The sequence below is a fragment of the uncultured Desulfovibrio sp. genome (assembly GCF_944324935.1).
In the GTDB taxonomy this organism is placed as follows: domain Bacteria; phylum Desulfobacterota; class Desulfovibrionia; order Desulfovibrionales; family Desulfovibrionaceae; genus Desulfovibrio.
On record NZ_CALUYG010000036.1, the window covers coordinates 1 to 26,640 of the forward strand.

The following is a 26,640-nucleotide window of genomic DNA, read 5'->3' on the forward strand; positions in this document are numbered from 1 at the left end:
GTTTTTATAACATACGCAAAGCTTTAAGCTTTTTTGAACCTCCCGCCTAGCGGGAGGTTTTCTTCATACAAAAAAAGGCCGCCCTTGCGGGCGGCCTCCTGCCTTGCGGCAGCAGATCCTAGTGTGCGATCACGGTGAAGTCGTCGCGACGGTTCTGGGACCACACGGCTTCGCCAGTGCCCTGAACGGCCGGATTTTCCTTGCCGTAGCTGATCATTTCAAGCTGAGAGGGGCTCACGCCCAGCATCACGAGATATTCGTAAGCGGCGCGGGCGCGGCGTTCGCCAAGGGCGAGGTTGTATTCCTGGGTGCCGCGTTCGTCGCAGTTGCCTTCGATGCGCACGCGCACGGAGGGGAACTGCTTCATAAGGTCGGCCTTGGTCTTCAGCATGTCTTTGTATTCGGGCTTGATGTCAAACTTGTCGAAGGCAAAGAGCACGCGCCCGTCGGTGATCTGCTGGATGGCAGCACGCATTTCGGGGCTCATGTCATCGGTGAGGGTGCCTTCGTCGGAAGACTTCTTGGCACAACCGAAACCGGCGGCAAGGGCCATAACCAGGGCAAGGATAAGAGCGTAGCGTTTCATTGTGTTTTCCTCCTGAACAGCTCTAACTCAAAAAAGGTACCTTTCCTTTCTAGAACACAGCGAAGCCACCTTGGCCTCGCACTGGGATGGTATATGCGGCGTGATTTTTGTCAAGATGTGGAGCTGGCCTCGGGCCCGTTTTTGGTAAAAAAATTTTGCCCGGCGGCCGGATGACCGCCGGGCGGGCAAAAACGCGCCGTGCCGTCTTACTGCGGCATGCCCCAGCGCGGGAAGTAGCTGGCCCCGCCGCCGGTGGGAACCTGCTTGGCGTCGCCGCCATGACGCGTGGTCAGATAGATGCCCCGCGTGCCGCCGCGGCTGGAACTGAAGGCGATGAAATAGCTGTCGGCGCAGAAGGACGGCTGCTCGTCGCTGCCGGGGCCGAAGGTCACCTGGCGCTCAAGACCGGTCAGCATATCCTGCACGAAGATCCGGTGGCCGTAATCGGTCATGCGGCTGAAGGTCACCAGCGTGCCGTCGGGCGAGAGGTTGGCTTCGGTATTGTAGCCGCCGTTCTTGCTGACGCGCACGGTCGAGCCGGAGGCCAGATCCTTCATAAAGATCTGCGGGCCGCCCATACGCGAGGAGGTGAAGGCCATCTTGGTCCCGGTGCTGTCGAAGGTCGGGGAGACGTTGATGGAATTGTGCTCTTCCAGCACCCGTTCCTTCTGGAAGGAATGGTTGAGGAGATAGATGACCGGGTACTTGCCCTTGGAAAGGGCCACGGCCACCTTGTTGTCCGGCGTGAAGGCGGGCCCGATGACCACATTGCCGGGGAAGCGCACCCGCTGGGTCTTGCCGCTCTTGCGGTCCCAGACGCCGAGGGAATGGGACTTCTTGTCGATGAGCGTGAAGACGATGAAGCGTCCGTCCGGCGACCAGGCGGGCGACATGGCCTCGCCGCCGATGTTGGTGATCTTGCGCAGGTCGCGGCCCGTGGGACGCACGGTCCAGACGTCGGCGTTGAGCTTGCCGCTCTTCTTCACGAAGGCCAGCGTGGAGCGGAAGAAGGCCCCGCTGCCGGTGAGCACTTCCAGCAGATCGGCGCAGAAGCGGTCGGCCACCTCCGGCAGGTCCCTGCTGGAGACGCGCGGATATTCCTTGCCGAACAGACGGCCGCCGGTATTGGTCTCGAAGGCGCGGATCTGCACGGCCCGGGTGCCGCTATCGCCATTGGGCCAGACCGTGGTGACGACCACATCCGAGCCCGCCAGCTGGAAGCGCTTGAAATCCACGTTCGGGGGCTCATAGCCCGGCAGGAGCGTCCCGCCCAGGACGGCCCTGGGATCGGTCAGGCGCATGAAGGGCAGAAAGCTCAGGTTCTGCTGGATGAGCTTTTGCAGCTCGCGGCCCATGTTGCCGGCGGGCTGGCTGGGACCGGTCAGCGGATCGGCCAGCGCCAGATTGACGCTGTTCTGACCGGGGCCGTAGATGTCCACACGCATGGCGGCCCGGGCCGGCATGCTCCAGGCAAGCAGGCTCAGGGCAGCCAGAAGAAGAACAAGACGTTTCATATCTGCCATTTCCTCCGGGTGCGGCTACCGCACCATTGTTAGGGTCACGTCAAAGGGGCGGGCCAGCCCGGCGGGCGGCGGACTCACCTTGCCCGCGCGCTTCACCCCCTGACGCACATAGGTATCGATGCGGTCATTGCCGCTGGACTGCACGATCTCGTAATTGGTGATGGCGCCATTCGTGGCGACGGTCAGCCGCACGGTCACATAATATGTGCCGCGCGGCGCTTCCACCGGCACGAAGCTGGCCTCGCGCAGCTGGCGGGCCACCTTGTTGAGATAGCCGTGGAACTGGATGGCGTAGGCATCCTGCGCCAGGCGGCTGCCGCCGGCCGGAGCGGTGGACGCCCTGGCGGCGGGCGGCTCCACCACCGGCGCGGGAGCCGGCGACGTGGCGGGCGCGGCCGTCTGCACCACGGCCGGCCCCGAAGGACTGACGGTTATGGTTCCCTGCTGCGCGGGCGCGCGGCGCGGTGTGCCGCTCCAGAAAGCCAGATGCACGTCGATGGGCATGGCATAGGGCGGCGTATCCAGCTTGCCGAGCTTTTTTGCCGCCTCGCACACGCTGTTGTCCAGCGCCGGGACCCCCGAACGCTGCGTCGGCGTGCAGCCCAGCACGCTGCCGTCGCCGTTCACGCTGATGCGTACGCGCACCATGCGGTTGCCGGTATCGGCGGGCGGCGCCCAGAGCTCGCACAGCTTGCCGAGCACCACCCCGGCATAGCCTTCCTGATGGTCGGCGGCCGCAATGGCCGCCGCGGATGCCGTCAGCGGGGTCGACACCGTCAGAGCCAGCAGCAGCGCCGCGGCGCGGACGCCCCGCCTGTGCGGCTGCGCCCTGTCTCGAAGGGGAAAGTTTCGCATCATGTCTCCTCCGGGGGGACGCATGGGGCAGGAGTGCTCGCTCCCGCCCCGCATCAGCGCCCCATCATTTCATTGAGCGTAAAGACAAGATCCAGCTCGGTGAACTCGGCGGACGGCGGGGGCGGGAATTCCCCGCCGCGGCTCGTGCGCCAGATGGCGTTCACCGCCGAGGCGTCATACTGGGCATTGCCGGAACTCTGGGTCACCGCAGCCTGCTGGACCTCGCCCTGCATATTGACGACGATGTGCACCACACAGCTCATATTGGCCCGGCTGGCCGAAGCAAAGCTCCAGTTGGGACGAACGGACAGCATGACCGTGCCCAGATAGGCTTCATTGAGTCCGCCGCCGCCGGGGCCGTCGCCTTCGCCGCCGCCACCGCCGCCGGTGCCGCCCGCATTGCGACGGGCCTGCGCCAGCGCCTGCTCCACCGCATTGCCGCGGTCGCCGGACTCCACACGCGAGGAGGCGGACCGCCTGGCCTGCGCCAGCGCATCCTTGACCGGATCGCCCTTGGGCTTGGCCTTGGGCTTGTCCTTGCCCGCGTCCTTGTCCCGGGGCTGTTCCTTGGGCTGTTCCTTCGGCTTTTCCTTGGGCGGCTCCTTCGGTTTTTCCCTGGGTTCTTCCCTGGGCTTCTCCTTGGGTTTTTCCGGCTCCTTCTTCCGGGCCAGGGGCACGGCTTCTTCCCTGGGCTGCTGGCGCGGCTCGGGGATCTTGGGCTGGGGGGGCTTCTCCTCAGCCACGGGCACGGCTTCGGCCCGTTCGGGCCGGGCGCGGCGGGCCACCTCGTCCTTCCTGGCCGGCGGCGAGATGTCCTGGGGCCCGTTGGTCGGTTCCCCCATCTTGCCGAGGATGTTGGAAGGGGTGCGATTGCCGCCCGGCGCGCCGTCCACGAGGCTGATCATCACCGGCGGCGAATCCAGTCTGACCGGCGGCGACATGGGCCAGAACATCACCAGCAGGATGAATGCCGCGTGCAGGCACAGGGACAGGAGGTACGACGACCAGTTCATACACGCTTACTTCCTGCCGGAAGCGGCCGGTTCGACATCCGGCTTGTCGGCCACCACGCCCAGCTTTTCGATGCCCACGGCCTTTATGCGGCCCATGACGTCCACCACCACGCCGTAGGGGACGTTCTTGTCGGCCTGCAAAAAGAGCGTCTTGTTCTTTTCCTTGACGAGCTTCTGCAGATAGCCTTCCAGATCATCCAGATTGTCCACGGCATAGGTGTCCAGATACACGCTGCCGTCCACGCGCACGGTCAGCACCATGCTCTCGCTTTCCGTGGGCAGGGTCTCCACCTGTTTGGTCTGCGGCAGGTCCACGTCCAGCCCCTGGCTCATCATCGGCGTAGCCACCATGAAGATGATGAGCAGGACGAGCATCACGTCCACAAAGGGCGTGACGTTGATCTCGGAAACGAATTTTCCGCCGCCTCCGACATTGGCGCCCATGCTACATCTCCGTGGCGCCCGCGCGCTGCACGGGACGGTGGGCGTTCAGCTCGCGCTGCACGCGGTTGAGGAAGACGCCGGCAAAGTTCACCAGCAGGGTGTCCACCTGGGAGATCTTGCCCATAAAAATATTGAAGCCGATGGTGGCCGGCACGGCCACGGCAAGACCGATGGCCGTGGCCACGAGGGCTTCGGAGATGCCGGGAGCCACCGTGGCCAGAGAAGCCGACTTGAGCATGCCTATGGAGTGGAAGGAGCTCATAATCCCCCAGACCGTCCCGAACAGACCGATGAACGGGGCCGTATTGGCCGTGGTGGCCAGGATGGAGAGGGAGCTTTCGAGCCGGGCCTCCTCGCTGGCCACGCCCTGCCGCAGGGCGCGGCGCACGTTGTCCACCACCACGTCGCTGGTATTGCCCATCTCCTTGGAACGGTTGAATTCCAGCACGCCCTGGTGGGCCACGAAATACAATGGCGAGGACGGGTCAGCGCCCAGCGACTGCACCGCTTCGCGCAGGTTGCCCGCCCTTTCGAAATTTTCCGTCCCGATGCGGCTCTTCTTGTAGGCCGCCGAGAGGGCAAGGGCCTTCTGGATCATAAGCGCCCAACTGCTGATGGACATGAGCAGGAGCAGTACGAGCACGAGTTTGGCCACAAGGCTGGCCTGCGCGATCATGTTGATGAAACTGAATTCCATGCCTGACTCCATAAGGGAATGAAGGCCGCGCATGCGCGGCAATCGGATGAACGACCGGAAACATGCGGCACACACGGCCCCCGCCGCCGAAAAACGCGTCAGTGCGCAGGCCCCCTTTTCCCTCCTGGGAAAAGCGTTCCCGCGGTCCCGGCATGTTCGCTGTCACAGCGCCGTATGCGGCAGCAGCATGCAACGGGGCCCGGGAATTTTCAAGGGATTTTTCTGCTCCACCGCGCAACGGGCGGGCTGTGATTTTTTTCCTGCGGAAAAATCGCATTGCCAAGGACTTGTGTTGCCGCTATGCTGAAAAACATGCATGCATCCTCTTCCGTCAGTCACGCCGCGCAAACGCGCGGGGTCTTTCATTGCTGTTTCTCTGCCCTCGTGGTCTGCCTCCTTCTGGCCTGCGACGCCTCCCCGAGCCTGGCCGCGTCGGCGCGTGAACGCGTCAATGAAGCCCTGCAGACGCCGCTTTTCCGGGGAGAACGCCGGCCGGAGCCCCGCCCGGACGGCCACGCGCCCGGCAAGGCCATGACCATGTCCGACGCCGTACAGCGGGCGCTGGCGCACAACCCGAGCCTCGGCGCGCAGGAAGCGACGAGCCGCGCCTCGGAAGAAGGCAGGAAATCCGCCCGCGGCCAGTTCGGCCCCAAGCTGAGCCTGAGCTATCAGGCCTACAAGCAGGAGAGGGAAAGTTCCCCCTCCACGAGCTCCGCCCGCACCCCGCGCCTCGGCACCTGGAGCATGGGGGTGGACATCTCCCAGCCCATTTTCCAGGGCTTCCGCCTGCTGGCGCAATACCAGAAGGCCGCTCTCCAGGCCGAAAGCGACCGCGCCGCCCTGCGACAGGCCGAACTCACCATGACCGGCGAGGTGCAGAAGGCCTTCCTTTCCTACCTCCAGGCCGAGGAGAACGTCCGCAGCGAACAGGACTCGCTGGCCCGCCTGCGGGATCAGCTGCGCATCACCCAGGCCTTTTATGACGTGGGCCTGCGCCCGCGGCTGGATGTGCTCCAGGCCGAGGTGGACGTCAGCAATGCCGAGAACCTGCTCATCCAGGCGGAGAACACGCGCGACACAGCACAGGCTCAGCTCAATACCCTTGTGGGGCTGCCGGTGACGGCCCGCGTGCCGTACAGCGGCCAGCTCGCGCATGTGCCCTTTTCCCGCAGTCTGGAGCAGTGCCTTGCCGCGGCCTACCGCCAGCGGCCCGACCTCTATATCGCGGCCAAGACCGTGGCCATCGCCGGCAAGAGCCGGCAGGAGGTGCAGAGCGAATATTATCCGCAGGTGGAAGCGTACTACAACGTCAGCCGGCAGGGGAACACCTTTGATCTGCAGCGCTCCGGCGAAAACGGGTCCAGCACGCAGGTCTGGGAGGTGGGCATCAGCGCCACCTGGGACGTCTTCCAGTGGGGGACGACCTATTACGCCGACAAGCAGTACGGCTGGCTGGTCACCAAGACCCGCTACGAGGAAGAACAGCTCAAGCTGGACGTGGGCTATGAGATCAAGACCCGCCTGCTGGACGTGCGCGAGGCCGAGAAACGCATCGCCGTGGCCAGCAAGAGCGTGGCTCAGGCGACGGAAGCCTACCATGTGGCCCTTGCCCAGTACCAGGAACAGGTCGGCACCAACTTCGACGTGCTCAACGCCTCGGCCAACCTAACGGCCGCGCAGGCCTCGCTGACCGGCGCCCGGGCCGACTACCTGACCGCCCTCTCGCAACTTTATGTGGCCATGGGCGAATTCCGTCCCGACATCATGCACCCGGACACCGCGCCCCGGACGCCCTCTCCGGTCGCCGGCACGCCGGGCGGCAGCCGGACGCCCGCCGCCCCTGCCTCCCGTCCCGGATCATAAGGAGACGCCATGCAGACCAGCGATGTCTTTGTAACCATCACGCCTCTGGGGGGCCTTGGCGAGATCGGCCTCAACTGCCAGCTCTGGGAAAGTCCGGCCGGTGTCGTCATGGTGGATTGCGGGCTCATGTTCCCCGATGATTTCCATCTGGGCGTGGACGTCATCATCCCGCATTTCGGCGCGGTGCAGGCCGTGCGGGACAAGCTGCTCGGCATCGTGCTCACCCACGGCCATGAGGACCATATCGGGGCCCTGCCCTGGCTGGTGCCCCTGCTGCGGGGCATCCGCATCTACGGTTCGGCCTTCACCCTGGCGCTGGTGGAACACAAGCTGCGCGAGCATGAGCTTCTGGACTGGGTGGAGCTTTGCCCGGTCACCCGGAACAGCGTGGTGGAACTCGGGGACTTTCGCTTCCACTTCCTGCCGGTCTGCCACTCCATCCCCGAAGGCTTCGGGCTGGGGGTCGAGACGCCCGTGGGCCGCATCGTGCACAGCGGCGACTTCAAGATCGATCCCGACCCGCTGCATGGCACAGGGACGGATCTCAACGTCTTCCGCCGTTTTTCCGGGCCGGACGGGGCAAGGCTGCTGCTCTCCGACTCCACCAACGTGGAGCGCCCGGGCCGCTCCATCAACGAACGGCAGGTCAAGGAATCGCTGGGCAAGGTCTTCGCCTCCGCCGAGGGGCGCATCGTCATCACGCTCTTTTCCAGCCATATCCAGCGCATCCAGGAAGTCTTCGACTTGGCGCGCGAATACGGCCGTACCGTGGTCATCAGCGGCAAATCCCTGGCCAACAATATCGAGATGGCCCGCGACCTCGGCTTCGCCAAACTGCCGCCCAGCTTTTTCAATGCCCATAACGGCGTGCCGGACCTGCCGGACGAAAAACTGGTGCTCATCGTCACCGGCGCACAGGGCGAACCGCTCTCGGCGCTTTCCCGCATGGTGCTCGGCGGGCACAGACAGCTACGGGTGCGCAAGGGCGACACCGTGGTTATGAGCTCGCGCATGATCCCCGGCAATGCCAAGGCCGTTTCCCGGCTCATCAACGAGATGTACCGGCTGGGAGCGGAAGTGCTCTACGAGAGCATGCACACCATCCATGCCTCGGGGCACGGCTATGTGGAAGAGCTGCGGGACATGCTGTCGGCCGTGCGCCCGGAGATCTTCGTCCCCATCCACGGCGAATACCGGCATCTGGTCAAGCATGCGCGCCTTGCCCTCTCCTGCGGCGTGGCCGAGGACAAGACCGTCGTGCTGGAGGACGGCCGCGCCCTGACGCTGCTGCCCGAGGGCTTCCGGCAGGAGGCCCCCATCCCCATGGAATGCACGCTGGTGGACGGCAAGGGCGTGGGCGATGTGGGCACGGCCGTCCTGCGCGAACGCCGCATCCTCGGGGACGAGGGACTGGTCATCGTGCTGCTGGTGCTGGACGCGGAGACCGGCATGGTGCTGCACGGGCCGGAAATGTTTTCCAAGGGCTTTGTCTTCGAGCAGCAGTACAGCCACCTGCTGGAAGACGCCAAGTGCCTTGTGCTGGATGAGATAGAAGCCGCCCGCCCCGGCCAGCTCACGCGCCTCCAGGACGGCATACGCGCCTCCCTGCGCCGTTTTTTCCGGCGGGTGCTGGAACGCGACCCCGTGGTGGTCGCCATCGTCAGCGAGATCTGACGGGAAGGGCGGCATGAAGTTTCGCTCGACACGCCGCGCGGTCCTGCTGACCAGCCTTGCCCTGCTGGGGCTGGGGGGCCTCCTGGGGGGCCACCTGTGGCGGACGCGCCATGACGTCCGCATGGTCTCCCCCCTGCCGCTCCACGCGCCGGGCTACACCCTGGACGACGGCACGGGGGCGGGCATGCGCGTCGTCCCGCTGGCCGGAGCCCGGCTGCGCAGCGTGGCGGCGCCGGATCCCGGCACGACGCCCCCGCAAGGCCCGCCGCACGCGGCGCACTGAGCCACGCCCCTTGACCTTTGGTATATCATGCCTATGTGTACACAAATTGCGTTCCACCCGTAGGCCCCTCACCTCAACCAGCGAGACGACAGACAGATGAACTGGGACTGGGACAAACTGCAGGAAAAGCGGGATCGCCAGCAGCGGCAGCGGCCGGCCTTCCATGAACCGCGTCAGGACGAACGCGACGAATACGATGATGACAGCCGGGAAGAGCGCCGAGACCGGCGTTCTCCCTTCGGCGGCGCACCTCGCGGCGGCCTGCCCGGTCTGCCGAAATGGCAGATCCCCAACGGCATGCTGCTCGGCGGCGGCCTGATCGCCGTACTGGTCATCTGGCTCTTGTCGGGCATCTACATCGTCAATCCAGGTGAAGAAGGCGTGGTGCTGCGCTTCGGCAAATACGACCGCACGGTGGGCCCCGGTCCGCATTATGCCTTGCCCGCTCCCATAGAGACCGTCTACAAGCCTCAGGTCTCGCGCGTGCTGCGCAGCGAGGTGGGCTACCGCTCCCCCGGCGAGAGCCGTGCCTATCAGAAGGGTCAGGTACGCCCCATCCCGGCCGAAGCCTCCATGCTCACCGGCGACGAGAACATCGTCAACGTGCAGTTCAGCGTACAGTACCGCATCTCCGACCCTGTGGCCTACCTGTTCGACATCTACGAACCGGATGCGCTGGTGCGCAGCGCCGCCGAGGCGGCCATGCGCGAAGTCATCGGCAACAGCCTCATCGATGCGGCCCTCACCGACGGCAAGTTGCAGATCCAGGAAGACGCCACCCATCTGCTCCAGACCATCCTCGACCGCTACCATGCCGGTCTGAAGGTCATCGCGGTGCAGCTCCAGGACGTGCATCCGCCGGATGAAGTACGCAACGCCTTCAAGGACGTGGCCAGCGCCCGCGAGGACAAGATACGCATCATCAACGAGGCCGAGGCCTACCGTAACGCCCTGCTCCCGCGGGCCCGCGGCGAGGCGGCGGCCGTTCGCAACGCGGCCGAGGCCTACCGCGCCATGCGCATACAGAATGCCGAGGGCGAGGCCGCCCGTTTTGCCGCGCTCAGCGCCGAGCACGAACGTTCCCCCAGGGTCATGGAGCAGCGCCTCTACTACGAAACGCTGGAAGATCTGCTCAAGAACGCCCGGGAAAAGGTGCTGCTGGACGGCAATTCCCCGGAGCGTATCCTCCCCTATCTGCCGCTGTCCGGCCTGACGCCTCCCCAGGCGGCAGGCACGACGGAGAAACGCTGATGAAGAAGAATCCCCTGACCTACCTTGTGGCGCTGGTGCTCGTGGGCTTTCTCGTGTCCCAGTGCTGCTTCACGGTACAGCAGTCCGAAAAGGCGCTGGTGCTCCAGCTTGGCGAACCGCTGCCGGAGGTCTACGGCCCCGGCCTGCATTTCAAGCTCCCCTTCATCCAGAAGGTGCTCCTCTTTGACGCCCGCGTGCTGGATTATACGGCCTCCTCGCGCGAGGCCTACACTGTGGACAAAAAAACCATCGTGCTCGACAACTTCGCGCGCTGGCGCATCAGCGATCCTCTGCAGTTCTACCGCACCATGCGTACCATTCAGGGGGCTCAGGCGCGGCTGGACGATGTGGTCTATTCCCAGCTGCGGGCGCTGGTGGGCCTGTACACGCTGACGCAGGTGGTCTCCTCCGACAGGGCCACCATTATGAAGGTCGTCACGGACAACGCCTCGAAACTCATGCGTCCTTACGGCGTCGAGGTGCTGGATGTGCGCATCAAGCGGGCCGACCTGCCCGAAGCCAACCAGCGCGCCATCTTTGACCGCATGCGTGCCGAACGCGAACGCCAGGCCAAGCAGTACCGCTCGGAAGGCGAGGAGGAATCCACCCGCATCCGTTCGGACGCGGACCGGCAAAAGGCGCTCATCCTTGCCGAAGCCGCCCGCGACGCCCAGATCGTCCGTGGCGAGGGGGACGCCCGCGCGGCCGCCATCTTTGCCGAAGCCTACGGCAAGTCCCCGGAATTCTACAGTTACCAGCGATGGCTGGAAACCTTGCGCAAAGGCCTGGAAAAGAACAGCTCCCTGATTCTTTCCAACACCGAGCCCCTGCTCAACCTGCAACGATGACACGCCCCAAGGCGTGTGACGGAGATAGCCATGCCTGCCTTTGCAGATGTTTACGAACGCATCAAGCTGGCCACCAATTGCCGCACCCAGATGGAGCTTGCCGCCGTGCTGGATATCCGGCAGTCCAGCATTTCCGATGCCAAGCGACGCAACACCGTGCCGGGCGACTGGTTCATGAAGCTCTTTGAACGATTCGGCCTCAATCCCGACTGGCTCAAGCAGGGCTCCGGGCCCATGTACCTGCGGACGGACAAGGGCTATGTGCCCAGCGAAAAGCCGGAAGGACTGGCCGAGGACCCCGCTCATTTCGGCGATCCGCAGTCCCGCTGCGTCATTTGTCCCGTTTTCCTCATGGCCTGCCCCTACAGCGACGGCAAGCCGCGTCCGGCCTTCTCCCCGTCCGGGCGTCTGGCCATCCCCGGTTCCCTGCAGCGGGGCGGGCTCATGGTCTTTCACATGACGGGCGACAACATGGCCCCGCTGCTGCCGCCCCATGCCCACTTCGGCGTGGACAGCGGGGACCTGGACATCACCTCCGGCAAGCTCTATGCCGTCTTTGCCCCGCATGAGGGCGTGACGGTCCGCAAGATTTTTCTGGACGGCGAGCAGGAGGGGTATCTCCTGCGCTCCGAATCCGCCCAGTATCCCGAAACCCGGCTCACGCCCCAGCAACTCAAAAAACGCCTGCTGGGCCGCGTGATCTGGATCATGCAGGAGTTGTGATGATGCGACTGTACAGGCGTACGCTTCTGGTCCTCATGCTGGTGGGCAGCCTGGCTCTTGCCGCCTGCGGAGGCACGCAGGCCGCGGATGACGGTTCCGTGCCCATCGGTACGCCGGTGCTGGAAGCCCCGGAAAAGCAGACAGATACGGATCGTCTGGAAGAAAAGACGCTTTCTTCCCATCAGGTGGCCCCTTCGGGGGCCACCCCCGTTTCCGGTCTGTCCGGCGCCGCCCTGCCGGTCCCGTCGGGAGCCATGCCTGATCCTCTGCCGTCGACGGACGCCGTCCACGGCAGACCCGCCGCCATCTGGGAGCCCCTCATACAGCGACTGGCGGCCGACGGCATCACCGGCCCGCAGGTGACGGCCCTGTTTGCCGCCCTGCCCGACGAGGCCACCCAGTCGCCCATGGGCCGCAAGATGAAGGAGCTCTACCGCCGCCGCTTCCTGCCGCAGCCTCCCGCCAGCGGCAAGCCGCGCCAGCAGTACTACAAAGGTGTGGTGACGGAGGCCAACGCCCGCATCTGCGCCGATTTCGTCCGGGAAAACGCGACGGCCTTTGCCGAGGCCCAGCGCCGCTACGGGGTTCCCGCCAATGTCGCCGTGGCTCTGCTGTTCGTGGAGACCCGCCTCGGCCGGGTGCTGGGGGACGTCAAGGAAAACGCCTTCTACACGCTCGCCAGCATGGCCGTGAGCCGCGACCCGGACAGCATCCGCCAGTGGCTGCCGCAGCTCCCGGGCTACGAGAAGCATCTCGACTGGCTCAGAGAGACCATGCCCCAGCGGGCCGACTGGGCCTATAAGGAGACCCGCGCCCTCGTGGAACACATGCTGCGGGATCAGGTCCCCGCCGAGCATCTGCCCGGCTCCATCTACGGTGCCGTGGGCCTGTGCCAGTTCATGCCCTCCAACATCACCACTTACGGCGCGGACGGCGACGGCGACGGCCGGGTCGATCTGTTCACCATCCCGGACGCAGTTGCAAGTCTTTCCTGTTACCTGTACAAGCATGGCTGGCGGGCGGGCATCGACCGTAAGCGTCAGCACGCCCTGCTCATGCGCTACAACAAATCCACGGTATACGCCAATACCATACTGGCCCTGGGAGACCTGGCAGCCAAGCAGCTCTAGCAAGCCGCCCTCTCCGGCTTGACGGGCAAGGGACGACGACATGCCCATCTCGCCATTGCACAACCTTTCGGCCGCTCAGGTGGCCAACACGCTCTCGGCCCATTTCCAGACGCTGTCGGATTCGACGCGCCGTCTTTCCTCCGGCCTGCGCATCGAGCAGGCGGCCGATGACGCCGCGGGGCTCGCCATCCGCGAACTCATGCGGGCGGACGTGAGCGCGCTCCATCAGGGGGTGCGCAACGCCAATGACGCCATTTCCCTGATCCAGACCACGGACGGCGCACTGGGCGTCATCGAGGAAAAGCTCATCCGCATGAAGGAACTGGCCGAACAGGCTTCCACCGGCACATACGACGCCGTGCAGCGGCTTATGATCGACAGCGAGTTCCAGGCCATGGGCTCGGAGATCACCCGTATCGCTCTGGCCACGGACTTCAACGGCATCAAGCTGCTGGCCGGCATCGGCGGCATGGCCGGCTTCAACCAGCAGACCGTGGCGCAATGGAACTTCAACGACCTTGCCGACAGCAGCGGCAACGGCAATGACCTTGCCCAAGCCGGCACCATCTTTGCCGGCGGCGGCGCCCTGACCACCGTGGACTCGCTGCCGGGCAACGTCTCGGCCAACCTGAACGTCAACGGCGGAGCCGGCTTCAGCATCTCCCTGACCTTCAACCCGGCCCTGACGGCCGGGGCCGGGGCCCATGCGGAGCTTTTCCAGTTCGGCAATCTTTCGGCCCGCGTCACGACGACGGGCGAGCTTGAGGTCAGCCTCGGCGGCCAGAACGTCCAGGGGCCGGCAGGCGGCGTGGCCAACGGCGGCAACAACTCGCTGGAAGTGCGCGTGGAGGCGGACAACGCCCTGCACGTCATCCTCAACGGCAATGACGTGGGCAACATCGCCAATGCTCATGTGGGCGGAGGGACCCTCGTCATCGGCAGCTGGTCGAACATGGGCGTGGCCGTCACCTTCGGCCCGGTGAGCGTCAAGGACAACCCGAACGGCGCGCAGGCCGGCGCACAGGCCGCCATCCCCGGCGATCCCGCGCCGGGCAAGGTGCTCATCCACTTCGGGACGGGTAACGACTCCGCCGAGGACTATTACGTCATCGACAAATCCGATGCCACGTTGGGCGGACTGGGGCTGGCCGACACGGACATCACGACCCAGAACAACGCACAGACGAGCCTGAGCCGCATCAACGGGGCCCTGGAACGGCATGCCGAGATACGTACCTATCTGGGCAGCCTGCAAAACCGGCTGGAGAATACCGTCACCAACCTGACGGTGCAGAGCGAGAACACCGCCGCCGCCGAATCACGCATTTCCAATGTGGACGTGGCACAGGCCATGCAAACCTTTGTCCGCGATCAGGTGCTGGCGCAGTCGGCGGTCTCCATGCTGGCGCAGGCCAACTCCCTGCCGGGCATGATCGTCAGCCGCCTCATCGGCTGATGCGCTCGTACCGGCGACGTCCGGGGCTGCCTGGGCGCAGGGCAGAAAAAATTTCTTTTTTTCCCTCAAGTCCTCGCCCACGCTGCCGATATGTCGGATTACCACATCCTGAAGGTTCCGCCGTCAGCGGGAGAAGCCTAGCTCCCGCCCGGGATGACACGGACCCGGGGTGTTCCGGTCACTTCCCGTCGAGGCCGTCCCGCAGCTTGCGGGGCGGCCTTGGTCTTTCAGGCCTCCCGCCATGCTGCCGCCCCCAGCCCTTCCTTGCCAAGGCTCCAAGGCAGTGGCATACTCCGCCCATGTCAGTGCTCATGCCTCCCAGCGACAAGGGCCCCCTGTTCGCCCATCCCTATTCGCACCTGCCGGAGCCGACGCTTGCGCCCGCGACGCCGCAACGCCCCGCGCCCGACGATTTCGCCTGCGCGGCCCTGTGGGACAAGTACGTCATGCCCCCGCATATCCGCCGTCACTGCAAGGTGGTGGCGCATATCGCCGCCACACTGGCCGAACGGGCGATCGCACGCGGCTTTGACGTGGATGTCCCGCGCGTACGGGCGTCCGGCCTCCTGCATGATCTGGCCAAGGCCTACAGCATCCGACACGGGGCCGGGCACGCCCATCTCGGCGCAAGCTGGGTAGTGGCGGAAACACGGGACTATGCCGTGGCCCAGGGCGTCATGCTGCATGTCCACTGGCCGTGGCGCATCCCGGTGGATGACGGCGCACGCCTGTGTACGCTGCCCTTCTTCATCCTCTATGCCGACAAGCGCACCCGGCACGATATGTGCGTCACGCTGGACGAACGCTTTGCCGACCTGCTGACACGTTACGGACATACCGAGGCCGCCCGCAAGGGCATACAGGCCTCCCAGGAACAGGGACTCACCATCGAACGCGCTTTCGAGGCGCATCTGGGGTGCTCATTACATGAAGATTCTTTTGATTGCGGGCGGCTGGTCCTCTGAGCGGGAAATATCTCTGGTGGGGGCGCGCGGCATGCAGGACGCGCTGACGCAGCGCGGACACGACGTCACCTTCTTTGATCTGCTGCACGACTTCGACCGGCTGCTGGAATGCGCGCGGGCACACGACTTCGCCCTCATCAACCTGCACGGCGCGCCCGGCGAGGACGGCCTTGTGCAGGCCATGCTTGAGCGGGCGGACTGCCCCTATCAGGGTTCCGGGCCGGCGGGCTCCTTTCTGGCCCTCAACAAGGCGGCCGCCAAGCAGATCTTTCGACAGGCCGGACTCCCCACTGCCGACTGGGCCCTGCTGCCGCAACGGCCCGCGTCCGACTGGGAGCCGCCCTTCGGCTGGCCGGTCTTCGCCAAGAGCAATACCGGCGGATCCTCCCTGCATCTGGGGCGTGCCGCCTGCCGGGCCGAACTGGACCCCATCCTCGACGAAATCTTCGCCGCCGGGGAATGTGCGCTCATCGAGCCCCAGCTCTCCGGCCGGGAGGTGACCTGCGGCGTACTTGGCGAAGAAGCCCTGGCCCCCATCCTCATCGAGCCCGTGGCCGGAGAATTTTTCGACTTCACCAGCAAATACGCCAGGGGCGGCGCCCAGGAGATCTGCCCGGCCCCGCTCCCCGACGCCATCACCGCCGAGGTGCGGCGTCTTGCTCTGGCCGCTCACACGGCGCTGGGCCTTGCCGGCTACAGCCGGACGGACTTCATCCTCGGCGCGGACGGCAGCCTCCACCTGCTGGAGGTCAATACCCTGCCGGGCATGACGCCCACGAGCCTCGTGCCGCAGGAGGCCGCCGTCGCGGGCCTCGATTTCGGCCAGCTGCTGGAGCGCCTCATCGAACTGGGGCTGGAACGCCACACCGGAACGCCTCGCGCCCGCTAAGGTCTGCCAACACGATTCGCGGCTTGTTTGGGGGAAGGGCCCCGCGTTCTGCCGACGATGCCCGTAAGGCTCCTGCGTCGCCCAACGGGCACGGCCGCCCGCCGCTGCCGGAGCGGGAAAGGACACGGGAGACGGCGCACACATGGCGAGCATGCTTCATTTGCCTGGAAGACATCGCAACACCACGTTACCCTCTTGCCCATCCAACGGAGAGCAGGCATGAGTCCTTGTGTAACGGCGCATGTGGCCGCCGTGCTGACCATTTTCGTCTGGGGGGGGACCTTTGTCTCCACCAAGGTGCTGCTGCGCGGCTTTTCGCCGGTGGAGATCCTTTTTTTGCGCTTCGCGCTTGGGGCCCTGGCACTGGCGCTGGCCTGCCCGCACCGGCTGCACAGCCGCAGCCTGCGTGAAGAAGGGCTTTTCGCGCTGGCGGGGCTTTGTGGCGTAACACTCTATTTTCTTTGTGAAAATGTGGCACTTACTCATACGCTGGCAGCCAATGCCGCGGTCATCGTCTCCACCGCGCCTTTTTTGACGGCGCTGCTGGCCCGCCTGCTGCTCGGCGAGAGCCTCCAGCCGCGCTTTTTTGCCGGCTTCATCTGCGCGCTGGGCGGGGTCATCTGCATCAGCGTCAACAGCGGCGCCGTGCTGCGCCTCAACCCCCTGGGAGATCTGCTGGCCTTTCTGGCCGCGCTGACCTGGGCGCTCTATTCCATCTTCACCCGCAAGATCAGCCAGTGCGGCTACAACATGATCCAGGCCACCCGCCGCATCTTCTGCTGGGGCCTGCTCTTCATGCTGCCCGTGCTGCCGCTGGCCGACGTACGCTGGCAGACGGCGCGCTTTGCCGACCCCGTGCTGCTGGGCAACCTGCTCTTCCTGGGCCTCGGCGCGTCGGCCCTCTGCTTTGCCACCTGGAATTATTCCATCAAGACCCTCGGAGCCGTCAAAACCAGCGTCTATATCTACCTCGTTCCGGTGGTGGCCGTCATCACGGCCATGCTGGTACTGCACGAGCCTTTTACCTGGCTGGCCGCGCTGGGCATGGGGCTGGTGCTGCTGGGGCTGGGCATCTCCGAATGCCGGATCTCCCCGCAGCGGCTGCGCGGCGGCCGCAAAGCCTGATCGCTGCTTGCCGCGGCCGCGACGGCGCTACGCGGGAGGCAAAAAAAGGAGCCTGACCCGCGCTGACGGCGGGACAGGCCCAGAAAGAAGACATGCGACCAGGCGGGCGGCGCGGCTCAGTGCGGCGCCCCGGCCTGCGGCAGGGGGCAGATGCGTCCGGCTCGTGCCTCATCCAGCCAGACGGCCCAGGCGACGCCCATTTCCATGAGCCGATCGCGCCCCAGACGACTGCTGTCATACAGCAGCAGGGCGGAACCGCTCAACGTATTGATCTCCACCTGGCGCACCCCGGGGATGGCGGCTATCCCGCGCTGCGCCAGCGCGGCCACCTGCGCGTCCCGCAACGCCGGATGCCGCAGCCGCACGCGACCATCCATGAAACTCCGAACATATTTGACAAAACGCAGGGTATCCACCATAGGGCTCCGTTCCCTTGTCCTTGAGCGCATTTTCCGTTTTCCCCGATCCGCGTCTCCAGCCATACGGCCTGCCGTTTCGCGGGAAAACGCTGTTTTTCCACCTAGTTCTGTCCAGGCGGCGCTGTGCCGCCGCCTCTCGCCATGCCTTTTGCAAAAGCAACACGCTCCAGCGTATCGGGCGATGCGCCGACGCGACGCGCCGGGACGCGCTCAGGCGCGCCGGCCATGGGCGGCCGGCAGCCCCAGGGGACCGTCGCCCGCGTCCAGCGGCTCGTTCGCGTCATCGTCGGGAGGCAGATGCGGCCGCATGGCGTTGAGGGTGATGCCCAGCGTCGTCAGATTGTGCAGCAGGGCGGACACGCCGGGCGTCAGCACCATGAAGAGACCGCCCAGCAGAAAAAGACTGTTCAGGGCCATCGCCGCCGCAAAGTTGCCGCGGATGCGGGACAGTGCGCCGCAGCCCAGCCGCCGGGCCGTGAGCAGTCCCTCGAGGCTAGGACGGGTCAGCAGCACGTTGGCCACCTCGCGGGCGAGGTCCGCGCCGTCGCACATGGCCACCCCCACATGGGACGCGGACAGCGCGGGCGCGTCGTTGATGCCGTCCCCCACCATGAGCACCTTGCAGCCCTCGGCATTGAGCTCCTGGATGACGTCGGATTTTTCCGTGGGCAGCACTTCGGCCCGAAATTCCTCGATGCCGAGCCGTGCGGCCACGGCACGCGCCGTGCGCCGATCATCGCCGGTGAGCATGAGGATACGGCGTACGCCGGCCTCCCGCAGACCGCACAGCACCGCCGCGGCTTCGGGGCGCAAGGGGTCCTCGATGGCGATGATGCCGGCCAGCCTGCCGTCAATGGCCAGATAGAGCAGCGAGCGGCCCAGCCGCGTCTGGGCGTCCAGCACCCCCCGCATGGGATCGACGCTCACGCCCTCGTCGTGCTCGATATAATGCCGGCTGCCCACGCGCACCTTCTGCCCGTACAGGGTGGACGCCACCCCGTGCGCCACCACATATTCCACATGGGCATGCTCTTCCTCGTGCTGCAAGCCCTCTTCCTGCGCCTTGCGCACCACGGCCCGCGCCACGGGATGGGGAAAATGCTCTTCCAGACAGGCGGACAGCCGCAGCACCTCGTCGCGCTGCCGGCCCTCGGCGGCAAAGACCTCGGCCACGCGCGGCGTGGCATTGGTCAGGGTGCCGGTCTTGTCGAACACCACGGTATCGGCTTCGGAAAGCGCCTCGAGGAAGCGCCCGCCCTTGATGACCACCCCGTGCCGGGCCCCTTCGCGCATGGCGGCCAGGACGGCAAGGGGCGTCGCCAGACGCAGCGCGCAGGAATAATCCACCAGCAGCACCGACGCCGCCTGAAGGGGATTGCGGGTGATGAGCCAGACCAGCGCCGCCAGCCCGAAGGTGAAGGGCACGGCCATGTCGGCCATGCGTTCGTACCTGCCCTGGATGCCCGCCTTGAGGGCCTCGGATTCCTCGATGAAGTGGACGACCTGCTGCAGCCGTGTCCCGTCGCCCACATGCACGGCCCGGATGACCAGTCTGCCCTGTTCCACCACCGTGCCGGAGTAGACCGACGCCCCCACGCCGCGCGGCACGCCCAGCGGTTCGCCGGTCATGGAGGACTGGTTGACCACGGCCTCCCCCTCCTCCACCACGCCGTCCACAGGGATGCAGCCGCCGTCGCGCACCACCACCCTGTCGCCCGGCACGACCTGAGTGAGCGGGACGCAGATCTCCGTCCCGTCGCGCTCCAGCCAGACTTGCTCCACATTGAGGGCCAGGCTTTCGGTCAGACTGTCCAGCGAGCGGCGGCGCGTCCAGTATTCCAGCGCTTCGCCCAGTCCCAGGAGCAGGGTCAGCGTGGTGACGGTACGGAAATCCCGCCGCAGCAGTGAAACGGTGATGGCCGCCGCATCCAGCACATCCACATTGAGCTTGCCCTGGAGCAGAGCGGCGATGCCTTTTTTCAGAAAGGGCAGCGCCCCCATGACGGAAGAAAAGACCCTGGCGGCCATCGGCAGGAAGGGGCGGACGAAAAGAAAGCGCAGCAAAGGCCCGAAGCCGCCCAGCGGCGGCGCGTCCCCGTCGTCCACGAGATGCAGTTCGTCGCCGGCCTGATGCACGACGGACAGGGAGACGGCCGGCCCGTCTCTGTCGGCCCCCTCGGGCCGTGCGTCCGCCACCTCTTCCCCCTTGCTGCAAAAACGTTCGAGCAGACAGTGGAGACAGGCCGTGCGTGCCGCCGCATCCGCATAATAGAGCAGCACGCTGCCCACGCGGGGATTGACGGCGGCCACCGTCACGCCGGGAAGGGCCGCCAGCGCCTCATGCAGCGCCTCGGCAAGGGCGGCGTCAAAGGTGCGGGAAGCGCGCACGCGCAACCGTCCGCCGGATGGCAGGACAACTTCATGAACCAGATAAAACCGCATGCGCGTCACTCTCCTCGCCCTGCCGGCGTCTCGCCGTCATATGCTCTCTGCGGGCCGGGCGTCATGTCTGGAAAAAGGGCAAACACATCGCCCGGGCATCCGGGAAGAAGCGATTTTCCCGTCCGCCCGGGCAAAGAACATCTCCAGCAGCCGGAAGGCCGCCGTCCTAGGCGTCCTGCTGCGGGGCGGACTTGCGATCGTCGGCCTTGGCGCGGGCTTCGGCCGCCAGATCCTGCATATCTTCCCTGACGGCTTCCACCTTGCTCATAAGCGCATCCTTCACGTCCATGCCGCGGCTGATGAGATCCGTCGCCAGCGGCTTGAGATCCAGCGAACCGCGCCTGACGGCCGCCGTACCCAGCGCCCCCACCACGAGGCCGCCCAGAAACACAAGACCATACTTGAGTACAGAATTCATCGTCATCCTCCTTGAGACCATAAAACAAGGGGCTTTCCGGCCACTACGGCCGCGAGCCCCACCACACGGCTGTACGGTTCTCTGGCCGCCCTAGTCCGCCACATCGATGGTGATGTGGTCAGCCTCGCTGTTGCGCAGCGTGACGGTCACCCCGGAAAGCCGCAGCGCCACAGGATCCTTGAGCGGCGCCCGCCCCACGACGGAGACCGTCGTGCCGGGGATGAGTCCCATGTCCCGGATGCGACGCCCCATTTCCCCCAGGGCCTCCACAGCGGCAATCTTGCCCTGCTGCCCTACGGCCATCTGCCGCAAGCTGATGATATTGCTCATGCCCGCCTCCTGCTTTTCCTGATTGTCGCACGGGCGGCTTCCGGCACGCGGGCCTGACGCGCCGTTTACGCGCGCCGTAAGGGGTCGGTCCTGGATGATCGTGCCGAAAGCCGCCCATGCGGGCTTGCAAAGAAGAGTGACTTACTTTAGCCTGAGCGTCAAGAAAAAATGAAAGTTAAATTCATTTTTTTAAAACTCCCCGAGGAGGCGTCATGTCCACAGCTCAGTCAACGGAAAAGAAAACCCCCGGCGATACCGCGCCCGCCCGCCCGCGCAACACACGCAAGCTGGCCATGCGCATCATGCTCGGAACGCTGGGCATCTCCCTGGTTCTGGGCTTTGCCGGCAAGAGCAAGGCCCATGTGGCGACCGGCCTGATCTTTGGCGCGCTGCTGGCCGATCACGTCTGGGCGCGGCGTAAGGCCCTGTAACCTGACGGGAACATCAGCGCGCTGCCGGTCTCCGGCGCAAAACGGGGCTGCCCGAAGGCAGCCCCTGCTGTTTTGATGGCGTGACCCTTTCCAGGGGAAAGCGGCTGGCAGTCACGGTTCCATCCCTGCCGCGGCGTGCCTGGGCACGCACGGGAGGCGGCGTCAGCTTGCTTTCTTTTCGGGAGCCTCCTGCGGGGCGGCGTCCGCTTCCCCGGGGGACGGCACGGGCGAGGCCGTCTCATGCTGGCCCAGCAACAGGTTCTGGTGTCCGGTGATGATGGCGTCCAGCACCTCGGGATGGGCCAGCGACGTGGTGTCGCCCAGATCGTCATACACATTGCCCGCAATCTTGCGCAGCATGCGGCGGATGATCTTGCCGGAGCAGGTCTTGGGCATGGCCTCCACGAACTGGATGTACTCAGGCGAGGCCAGCGCGCCGATGTCGCGACGGACGGTATCCCGCAGCTTCTTACGGATGTCGTCGCTCCACGGAACCTCGTCACGCACCACCACATAGGCGTAGATGGCTTCCCCCTTGAGCGCATGTGGCATGGGAACCACGGCGGCTTCCGCCACATCGGGGCTGGCCGTGAGCACGGCCTCGATCTCGGCCGTGGACAGCCGGTGACCGGAGACATTGATGGAATCGTCAATGCGGCCCAGAATCCAGAAATAACCGTCCTCGTCGATCTCCGCGCCGTCGCCGGAATCAAAGCAGCCGAAGCGGCTGAAATAGCTCTGGTACTTCTCCTCGTCGTTGAACACGCCGAGCATCATGCCGGGCCAGGGCTTGCGGATGACCAGATGTCCCGAACGGCGGCCTTCGGTCAGCTCCTCGCCGTCCCGCCCCGTCGAACCCATGACCGTGGCGTCGATGCCGGGCAGGGGGAAGGTGGCCGAACCGGGCTTGAGCTTGGTGGCGTAAGGCAGCGGGCTGATCATGGCCCCGCCGGTCTCCGTCTGCCACCAGGTATCCACGATGGGCAGCTCGCCGCCGCCGATGTTCTTGTGATACCACTGCCAGGCCTCGGGATTGATGGGCTCGCCCACCGACCCCAGCACGCGCAGCGTACGCAGGTCGTAGCGCTCCGGCCAGGCCTCGCCCATGCGCATGAGGGAGCGGATGACCGTGGGCGCGGTATAGAGGATGTTGACGCGGAATTTTTCCACGATGCGCCAGTAGCGGTCGGGCTTGGGCCAGTTGGGCACGCCCTCGAACATCATGGTCGTGGCGCCGAGGGCCAGCGGGCCGTAGACGCCGTAGGTGTGGCCGGTGATCCAGCCCATGTCGGCCGTGCACCAGTACACGTCGTCGTCGCGCATGTCGAATATCCACTGCGTGGTATGCGCCGCGTAGGTCAGATAACCGCCCGTGGAATGCATGATGCCCGTGGGCTTGCCGGTGCTGCCGCTGGTGTGCAGGAGAAAGAGGGGGTCGTTGGCGTCCATCGTCTCGCAGGGAAAGTCCACATCCAGCGTGAAATCCTCGATGAGGTCATGCCACCAGATGTCCCGGTTGGGCATCATCTTCACGTCCTGGAGACCGGCATGCCCCACCACCACGACGTGGGCCACGGAGGGACATTTTTCAAGTATGGGGTCAAGATTGCTCTTCAGCGGCTTGACGTTCCCCGCCCGGACGACGCCGTCGGCGGTGATGACCACCTTGGCCTTGGCCCCCTGGATACGGCTGCGCACCCCGCCCTCGGCGTAGCCGGAAAAGATGGCGGTATGCACCGCGCCGATGCGGGCGCATGCCAGCATGGCGATGACCAGCTCGGGGATCATGGGCATGTACAGGGCCACGCGGTCGCCCTTGCGTACCCGCAGCGAGCTCAGGGCATGCGCCACCCGGCAGACTTCCGTATACAGCATCTGATAGGTGAAGCAGCGCACGTCCATTTCCTTTTCGCCCTGCCAGATGAGCGCAGCCTTGTTGCGGCGGCCGGAATAGATGTGCCTGTCGATGCAGTTGAACGAGGCATTGAGCTTGGCATTGGTGAACCATCTGTACTTATGGCGTTCGTCATCCGCATCAAGGACCTTGTCCCATCGCTTGTACCAGTGGATGAGCTGCGAGGCGCGCGCACTCCAGAAGTCGTTGGGATCTTCAAGAGCTCTTCGGCAAATGGCCTCCGCTTCATCCTGTCCGCAAATCCAGGCGCTTGACTTGCCGTGTTCAGGCGGAAGATAGCTACGGCTTTCCGTCAACAGCGTGGTGATGCGTTCTTGCGACATGACCTTGATACTCCCTGCATGGTTTAGTGTGAAAGACACGGGCACTTGCCGATGATATGGGCCTAGGAGGATTTTTCGGGAGCGTCAAGGGGACGAAATTGTTTGTGCTTCCAATCATGGTTGCGCTTTTTATCACAAAACACCTCATCCGTACGGCAACATCTGCAATTTCATTATATTGCACACACATTATCTGCGTTATCTTTTTCACAAGCGACGCCAAAAAAAATTTTTGGCACTCCGCTCGAAACTCTTCCGCAACCATCCGAAAACATTAACTGTTTAGACAAACAATCGCAGCATCCGCCTCCGCCGGGATGACTGTTCGCACAAGCAGTCTGTTCCACCACGGCACAATGTCCGTGCCATGTTCCGCCTGCCCGTGCGCCGGACGCAAAAAAAAGACCGTCGAAACGGTCCCTCAGGCGGCAGGGCAGGACCGCCGGCGATCAGGCGACAGGGGCGGACGCCACGGGCAGCAGCCAGCCGCGCCCCAGCATTTCCCGCGCCAGACAGCTCACGGGCAGACCGACCACCGTGCTCCAGGAGCCGGTCACGGACTCCACCAGTACGGCCCCCTGCCCCTGGATGGCGTACGCGCCGGCCTTGTCGTCCGGCTCGCCGGTGGCCACATAGGCCGCCAGCACGGCTTCGGGCCAGGGCGCGAAGCGCACCCGGCTCACGTCATGGAATACGATCTCCTCACCCCGCGGCCCCAGCAGGCAGACGGCGCTGATCACCTCATGCGTGCGCCCGGCAAGCCGCCGCAGCATGGCGAGCGCCTGCGCCCGGTCCACGGGCTTGCCGAGGATGTCCCCGTCCAGCGCCACGATGGTGTCCGCCGCCAGCAGCACGCGCGGACCTGCCGCCCGCCCGGCCGCCACGGACGCGGCCAGCGCCTTGCCCCGGGCCGCCCGCCGGGCATACGCCGCGGGAGCTTCCCCCGTCTGCGGGCGCGGCTCCTCCTCCCGCCCCGTCACGATCCGATAAACGAGCCCCCATTCGTCCAAAAACTGCCGCCGGCGCGGCGAACGCGAAGCCAGCAGCAGTTCCCAGCCGTCGGGCAGGGCAAAGAGCGGCGGCCATGTCGTTGCGGGAACAGTCACGCCGGCCCCGCTCAATCGTTCTGGCGCGGCCAGTGGCGCAGCACTTCCCGCCCCTGCATGTCCAGCACACGGAAGCAGCCGTCCTCATAGACGGCGTAGCTGCGGGGCGATCCGCCCTTGGGCAGGCTGAGCGAGCCGGGATTCCAGAAATGGAAGCCGTCCCGCGTCTCGCCGCGCGGGATATGGGTATGTCCCCGCAAAAAGACCGTGCCCTGCGGAAAACGGGCGGGCATGGGCGGCACGTCCGGCAAAAGATGGCCGTGCGAGGCGAAGACACGCAGATTGTCCACCGCCAGCCAGGCGTTCTCCGCCGTGGCAAAGGGCAGCAGATTCATGTCCACCTCGCCGTCGCAATTGCCGCGCACGGCCAGCAAGGGGCACTCGACGGCGGCGAAGGTGTCGAGGACCCCAAGCGTATCATAGCCCGAAGGTAACGGATTGCGCGGACCGTGGTAGACGAGGTCGCCCAGCAGCACCAGCAGATCCGGCTGGAGGGCTGCGGCGCGCTCGCGCAGGAAGTTCAGGCTCTCCAGCGAACCGTGCAGATCTGAAGCGATGAGAAGACGCATGATGCCTCCTGGAAGGATGTCGGGACGGGCCCGGATATGCGGGGATGCCGGTCAGACGGCGGGATGGCTGGCCCGCCAGCGCTCCAGGGGCACGGCCTCCTCGAGCAGCATGACGGGGATGCCGTCCCGAACGGGATAGACCAGCGCGCAGGCGGCGCAGGCAAATCCCGTCGTCTCGTTCGCGCCGCCTTCCGCCGTCAGCTCGCCGTGACAGCGCGGACAGGCCAGTATCTGCAAAAGTTCCTCGGTCTGCATGGGCAAGAGAACCTCCCGAAACGGAAATGATGCCAGAACATAGCCGTATCCCGCCCGCACTTCAAGGGGCGGACCTCTTGCCATTTGCCGGCAAAACGGATGAAATGGGGCAACAGGAGTCTGCTATGCGCTTTATCGACCTTCATACCCACAGTCAGGCCTCGGACGGCACGGACAGCCCCGCGGAACTGGTCGCCGCGGCGGCCGCCGCCGGACTGGCCGCCGTCGCTCTGACGGATCACGACACCCTCTCCGGCCTCGATGAGGCCGAGGCCGCGGCCTCACAGCAGCATGTGGAATTCATCCGCGGCTGCGAACTCTCCACCCGCACCGAACATGGTGAGATGCACATCCTCGGCCTCTGGCTGCCCCGGCAGGCCGATGCCCTGGAAAAACGGCTGGCCGACATCCGGCACAAGCGCGACAACCGCAATGCACACATCCTGGAAAAGCTCGCCGAGCTCGGCATCGCCATCAGCATGGACGAGCTCCAGCATGAAGCGCAGGGCGAAAGCGTCGGGCGGCCCCACATTGCCGCCCTGCTCGTCAAAAAGGGCGCGGTGCCGAACATGGAGGCCGCCTTTCGGGAGTACCTGGGCAGCGGCGGCCGGGCCTATCTGCCCAAGGAAGTGCTGGAGCCGGAAGAAGCCGTGCGCCTCATGGCCGGGCTGGGGGCCACGGTCAGCCTGGCCCATCCCTGCCTCAAGCCCGTACCGCCGGACTGGCTGGAAGCCTTCGTGCTGCGCCTGAAAGCCTGCGGCCTGAGCGCCATCGAGGCCTATCACAGCGAGCATTCCGATGCCGACATCCGCGCCTGCGTGGATCTGGCGCACCGTCTGGGGCTCGGCCTGAGCGGCGGCAGCGACTACCACGGGAACAACAAGCCCCGCATCCGCCTCGGCGTCGGCTATGGCGGCCTGCGCGTCCCCCTGGACATCCTGGAGGACCTCAAGGCCCGCCGCCGTCAACAGGGGCTTCCCTGCTAGGGCTGTTGACACCATTCGTTGCCTGTCTGGGGAAAGGGGAACCCCGCGCTTTGCTGTCGATGCCCGTAAGGCTCCTGCGTCGCCTAACGGGCACGGCCGTCGGCCGCCCGTTGGATCGCGC

Annotated in this window: 27 protein-coding genes and 1 pseudogene; 14 read left to right on the forward strand and 14 right to left on the reverse strand. The window is 65.5% G+C overall.

Going from position 1 to position 26,640, the window contains the following annotated elements; all coding sequences use genetic code 11:
* Positions 1–118 precede the first annotated feature (118 nt).
* The 6 genes from pal to tolQ form a co-directional block, all read right to left on the reverse strand.
* Positions 119–586, reverse strand: coding sequence for a peptidoglycan-associated lipoprotein Pal (gene pal / locus Q0J54_RS08960; RefSeq protein ID WP_296305132.1), 468 nt, complete (start codon positions 584–586; stop codon positions 119–121).
* A gap of 206 nt (positions 587–792) precedes the next feature.
* The gene (locus tag Q0J54_RS08965) at positions 793–2,100 is read right to left on the reverse strand and encodes a translocation protein TolB (RefSeq protein ID WP_296305133.1); all 1,308 of its coding nucleotides are present in this window, start codon (positions 2,098–2,100) and stop codon (positions 793–795) included.
* A gap of 24 nt (positions 2,101–2,124) precedes the next feature.
* Entirely contained in the window at positions 2,125–2,967 is an 843-nt protein-coding gene (locus Q0J54_RS08970; protein ID WP_296305134.1) for a TonB family protein, read from the reverse strand.
* Between the two features lie 50 nt (positions 2,968–3,017).
* A complete protein-coding gene (locus Q0J54_RS08975; RefSeq protein ID WP_296305135.1) occupies positions 3,018–3,977 on the reverse strand; it encodes an energy transducer TonB in 960 nt (319 codons plus the stop codon).
* A 6-nt stretch (positions 3,978–3,983) separates the two neighbouring features.
* On the reverse strand, positions 3,984–4,421 hold the full coding sequence (locus tag Q0J54_RS08980; RefSeq protein WP_296305136.1) for an ExbD/TolR family protein: 438 nt from the start codon (positions 4,419–4,421) through the stop codon (positions 3,984–3,986).
* A 1-nt stretch (position 4,422) separates the two neighbouring features.
* Entirely contained in the window at positions 4,423–5,118 is a 696-nt protein-coding gene (tolQ, locus tag Q0J54_RS08985; RefSeq protein ID WP_296305137.1) for a protein TolQ, read from the reverse strand.
* A gap of 312 nt (positions 5,119–5,430) precedes the next feature.
* Between tolQ and Q0J54_RS08990 the strand changes: the two genes are divergently transcribed.
* The 12 genes and pseudogenes from Q0J54_RS08990 to Q0J54_RS09045 all read left to right on the forward strand — a co-directional run bounded on the left by Q0J54_RS08990 (position 5,431) and on the right by Q0J54_RS09045 (position 17,325).
* Complete coding sequence (locus Q0J54_RS08990; RefSeq protein WP_296305138.1) at positions 5,431–6,981, forward strand: TolC family protein; 1,551 nt, start codon at positions 5,431–5,433, stop codon at positions 6,979–6,981.
* 9 nt (positions 6,982–6,990) lie between these two features.
* Positions 6,991–8,655 carry a ribonuclease J gene (locus tag Q0J54_RS08995; RefSeq protein ID WP_296305139.1) on the forward strand — a complete coding sequence of 555 codons (1,665 nt, stop codon included), beginning with the start codon at positions 6,991–6,993 and terminating at the stop codon, positions 8,653–8,655.
* A 13-nt stretch (positions 8,656–8,668) separates the two neighbouring features.
* Entirely contained in the window at positions 8,669–8,938 is a 270-nt protein-coding gene (locus Q0J54_RS09000) for a hypothetical protein (protein WP_296305140.1), read from the forward strand.
* A gap of 96 nt (positions 8,939–9,034) precedes the next feature.
* Entirely contained in the window at positions 9,035–10,189 is a 1,155-nt protein-coding gene (hflK, locus tag Q0J54_RS09005) for an FtsH protease activity modulator HflK (protein ID WP_296305141.1), read from the forward strand.
* Complete coding sequence (gene hflC / locus Q0J54_RS09010) at positions 10,189–11,037, forward strand: protease modulator HflC (RefSeq protein WP_296305142.1); 849 nt, start codon at positions 10,189–10,191, stop codon at positions 11,035–11,037. Before hflK ends, hflC begins: the two co-directional genes overlap by 1 nt.
* Positions 11,038–11,067: 30 nt before the next feature.
* A complete protein-coding gene (locus Q0J54_RS09015; RefSeq protein WP_296305143.1) occupies positions 11,068–11,760 on the forward strand; it encodes a helix-turn-helix domain-containing protein in 693 nt (230 codons plus the stop codon).
* The gene (locus tag Q0J54_RS09020; protein WP_296305144.1) at positions 11,760–12,890 is read left to right on the forward strand and encodes a lytic murein transglycosylase; all 1,131 of its coding nucleotides are present in this window, start codon (positions 11,760–11,762) and stop codon (positions 12,888–12,890) included. The genes Q0J54_RS09015 and Q0J54_RS09020 overlap by 1 nt, the downstream gene beginning before the upstream one ends.
* 40 nt (positions 12,891–12,930) lie before the next feature.
* Positions 12,931–13,344, forward strand: a pseudogene (locus Q0J54_RS09025) (flagellin); the annotation flags it as partial.
* A 498-nt stretch (positions 13,345–13,842) separates the two neighbouring features.
* A complete protein-coding gene (locus Q0J54_RS09030; RefSeq protein ID WP_296305157.1) occupies positions 13,843–14,346 on the forward strand; it encodes a flagellin in 504 nt (167 codons plus the stop codon).
* A 299-nt stretch (positions 14,347–14,645) separates the two neighbouring features.
* Entirely contained in the window at positions 14,646–15,311 is a 666-nt protein-coding gene (locus Q0J54_RS09035; RefSeq protein WP_296305145.1) for an HDIG domain-containing metalloprotein, read from the forward strand.
* Positions 15,274–16,200: a D-alanine--D-alanine ligase gene (locus tag Q0J54_RS09040; protein WP_296305146.1), complete on the forward strand. Its 927-nt coding sequence runs from the start codon at positions 15,274–15,276 to the stop codon at positions 16,198–16,200. The genes Q0J54_RS09035 and Q0J54_RS09040 overlap by 38 nt, the downstream gene beginning before the upstream one ends.
* A 219-nt stretch (positions 16,201–16,419) precedes the next feature.
* A complete protein-coding gene (locus tag Q0J54_RS09045) occupies positions 16,420–17,325 on the forward strand; it encodes a DMT family transporter (RefSeq protein WP_296305147.1) in 906 nt (301 codons plus the stop codon).
* A gap of 116 nt (positions 17,326–17,441) precedes the next feature.
* Here the strand turns inward: Q0J54_RS09045 and Q0J54_RS09050 are convergent, their stop codons facing one another.
* From Q0J54_RS09050 to Q0J54_RS09065, 4 genes are all read right to left on the reverse strand, one after another.
* Complete coding sequence (locus Q0J54_RS09050; protein WP_296305148.1) at positions 17,442–17,702, reverse strand: HMA2 domain-containing protein; 261 nt, start codon at positions 17,700–17,702, stop codon at positions 17,442–17,444.
* 252 nt (positions 17,703–17,954) lie between these two features.
* Positions 17,955–20,186, reverse strand: coding sequence for a heavy metal translocating P-type ATPase (locus tag Q0J54_RS09055; protein WP_296305149.1), 2,232 nt, complete (start codon positions 20,184–20,186; stop codon positions 17,955–17,957).
* 166 nt (positions 20,187–20,352) lie between these two features.
* The gene (locus Q0J54_RS09060) at positions 20,353–20,604 is read right to left on the reverse strand and encodes a hypothetical protein (RefSeq protein ID WP_296305150.1); all 252 of its coding nucleotides are present in this window, start codon (positions 20,602–20,604) and stop codon (positions 20,353–20,355) included.
* A 90-nt stretch (positions 20,605–20,694) separates the two neighbouring features.
* Positions 20,695–20,934, reverse strand: a complete 240-nt coding sequence (locus Q0J54_RS09065; RefSeq protein ID WP_296305151.1) for a FeoA family protein — start codon at positions 20,932–20,934, stop codon at positions 20,695–20,697.
* A gap of 212 nt (positions 20,935–21,146) precedes the next feature.
* On the opposite strand from Q0J54_RS09065, the gene Q0J54_RS09070 reads away from it, so the two are divergent.
* On the forward strand, positions 21,147–21,365 hold the full coding sequence (locus Q0J54_RS09070) for a hypothetical protein (RefSeq protein WP_296305152.1): 219 nt from the start codon (positions 21,147–21,149) through the stop codon (positions 21,363–21,365).
* A gap of 162 nt (positions 21,366–21,527) precedes the next feature.
* On the opposite strand, the gene acs is transcribed toward Q0J54_RS09070, so the two are convergent.
* The 4 genes from acs to Q0J54_RS09090 all read right to left on the reverse strand — a co-directional run bounded on the left by acs (position 21,528) and on the right by Q0J54_RS09090 (position 25,533).
* Positions 21,528–23,603: an acetate--CoA ligase gene (acs, locus tag Q0J54_RS09075; protein ID WP_296305153.1), complete on the reverse strand. Its 2,076-nt coding sequence runs from the start codon at positions 23,601–23,603 to the stop codon at positions 21,528–21,530.
* A 449-nt stretch (positions 23,604–24,052) separates the two neighbouring features.
* Positions 24,053–24,709 (reverse strand): Maf family nucleotide pyrophosphatase, encoded by a 657-nt coding sequence (locus tag Q0J54_RS09080; RefSeq protein ID WP_296305154.1) that lies wholly within the window; start codon positions 24,707–24,709, stop codon positions 24,053–24,055.
* 11 nt (positions 24,710–24,720) lie between these two features.
* Positions 24,721–25,278 carry a phosphodiesterase gene (gene yfcE, locus Q0J54_RS09085; protein ID WP_296305155.1) on the reverse strand — a complete coding sequence of 186 codons (558 nt, stop codon included), beginning with the start codon at positions 25,276–25,278 and terminating at the stop codon, positions 24,721–24,723.
* 51 nt (positions 25,279–25,329) lie between these two features.
* Positions 25,330–25,533, reverse strand: a complete 204-nt coding sequence (locus Q0J54_RS09090) for a Trm112 family protein (RefSeq protein ID WP_296305158.1) — start codon at positions 25,531–25,533, stop codon at positions 25,330–25,332.
* 125 nt (positions 25,534–25,658) lie between these two features.
* Here Q0J54_RS09090 and Q0J54_RS09095 point away from each other — a divergent pair, with 125 nt between their 5' ends.
* On the forward strand, positions 25,659–26,519 hold the full coding sequence (locus tag Q0J54_RS09095) for a PHP domain-containing protein (protein WP_296305156.1): 861 nt from the start codon (positions 25,659–25,661) through the stop codon (positions 26,517–26,519).
* Positions 26,520–26,640: the final 121 nt, after the last annotated feature.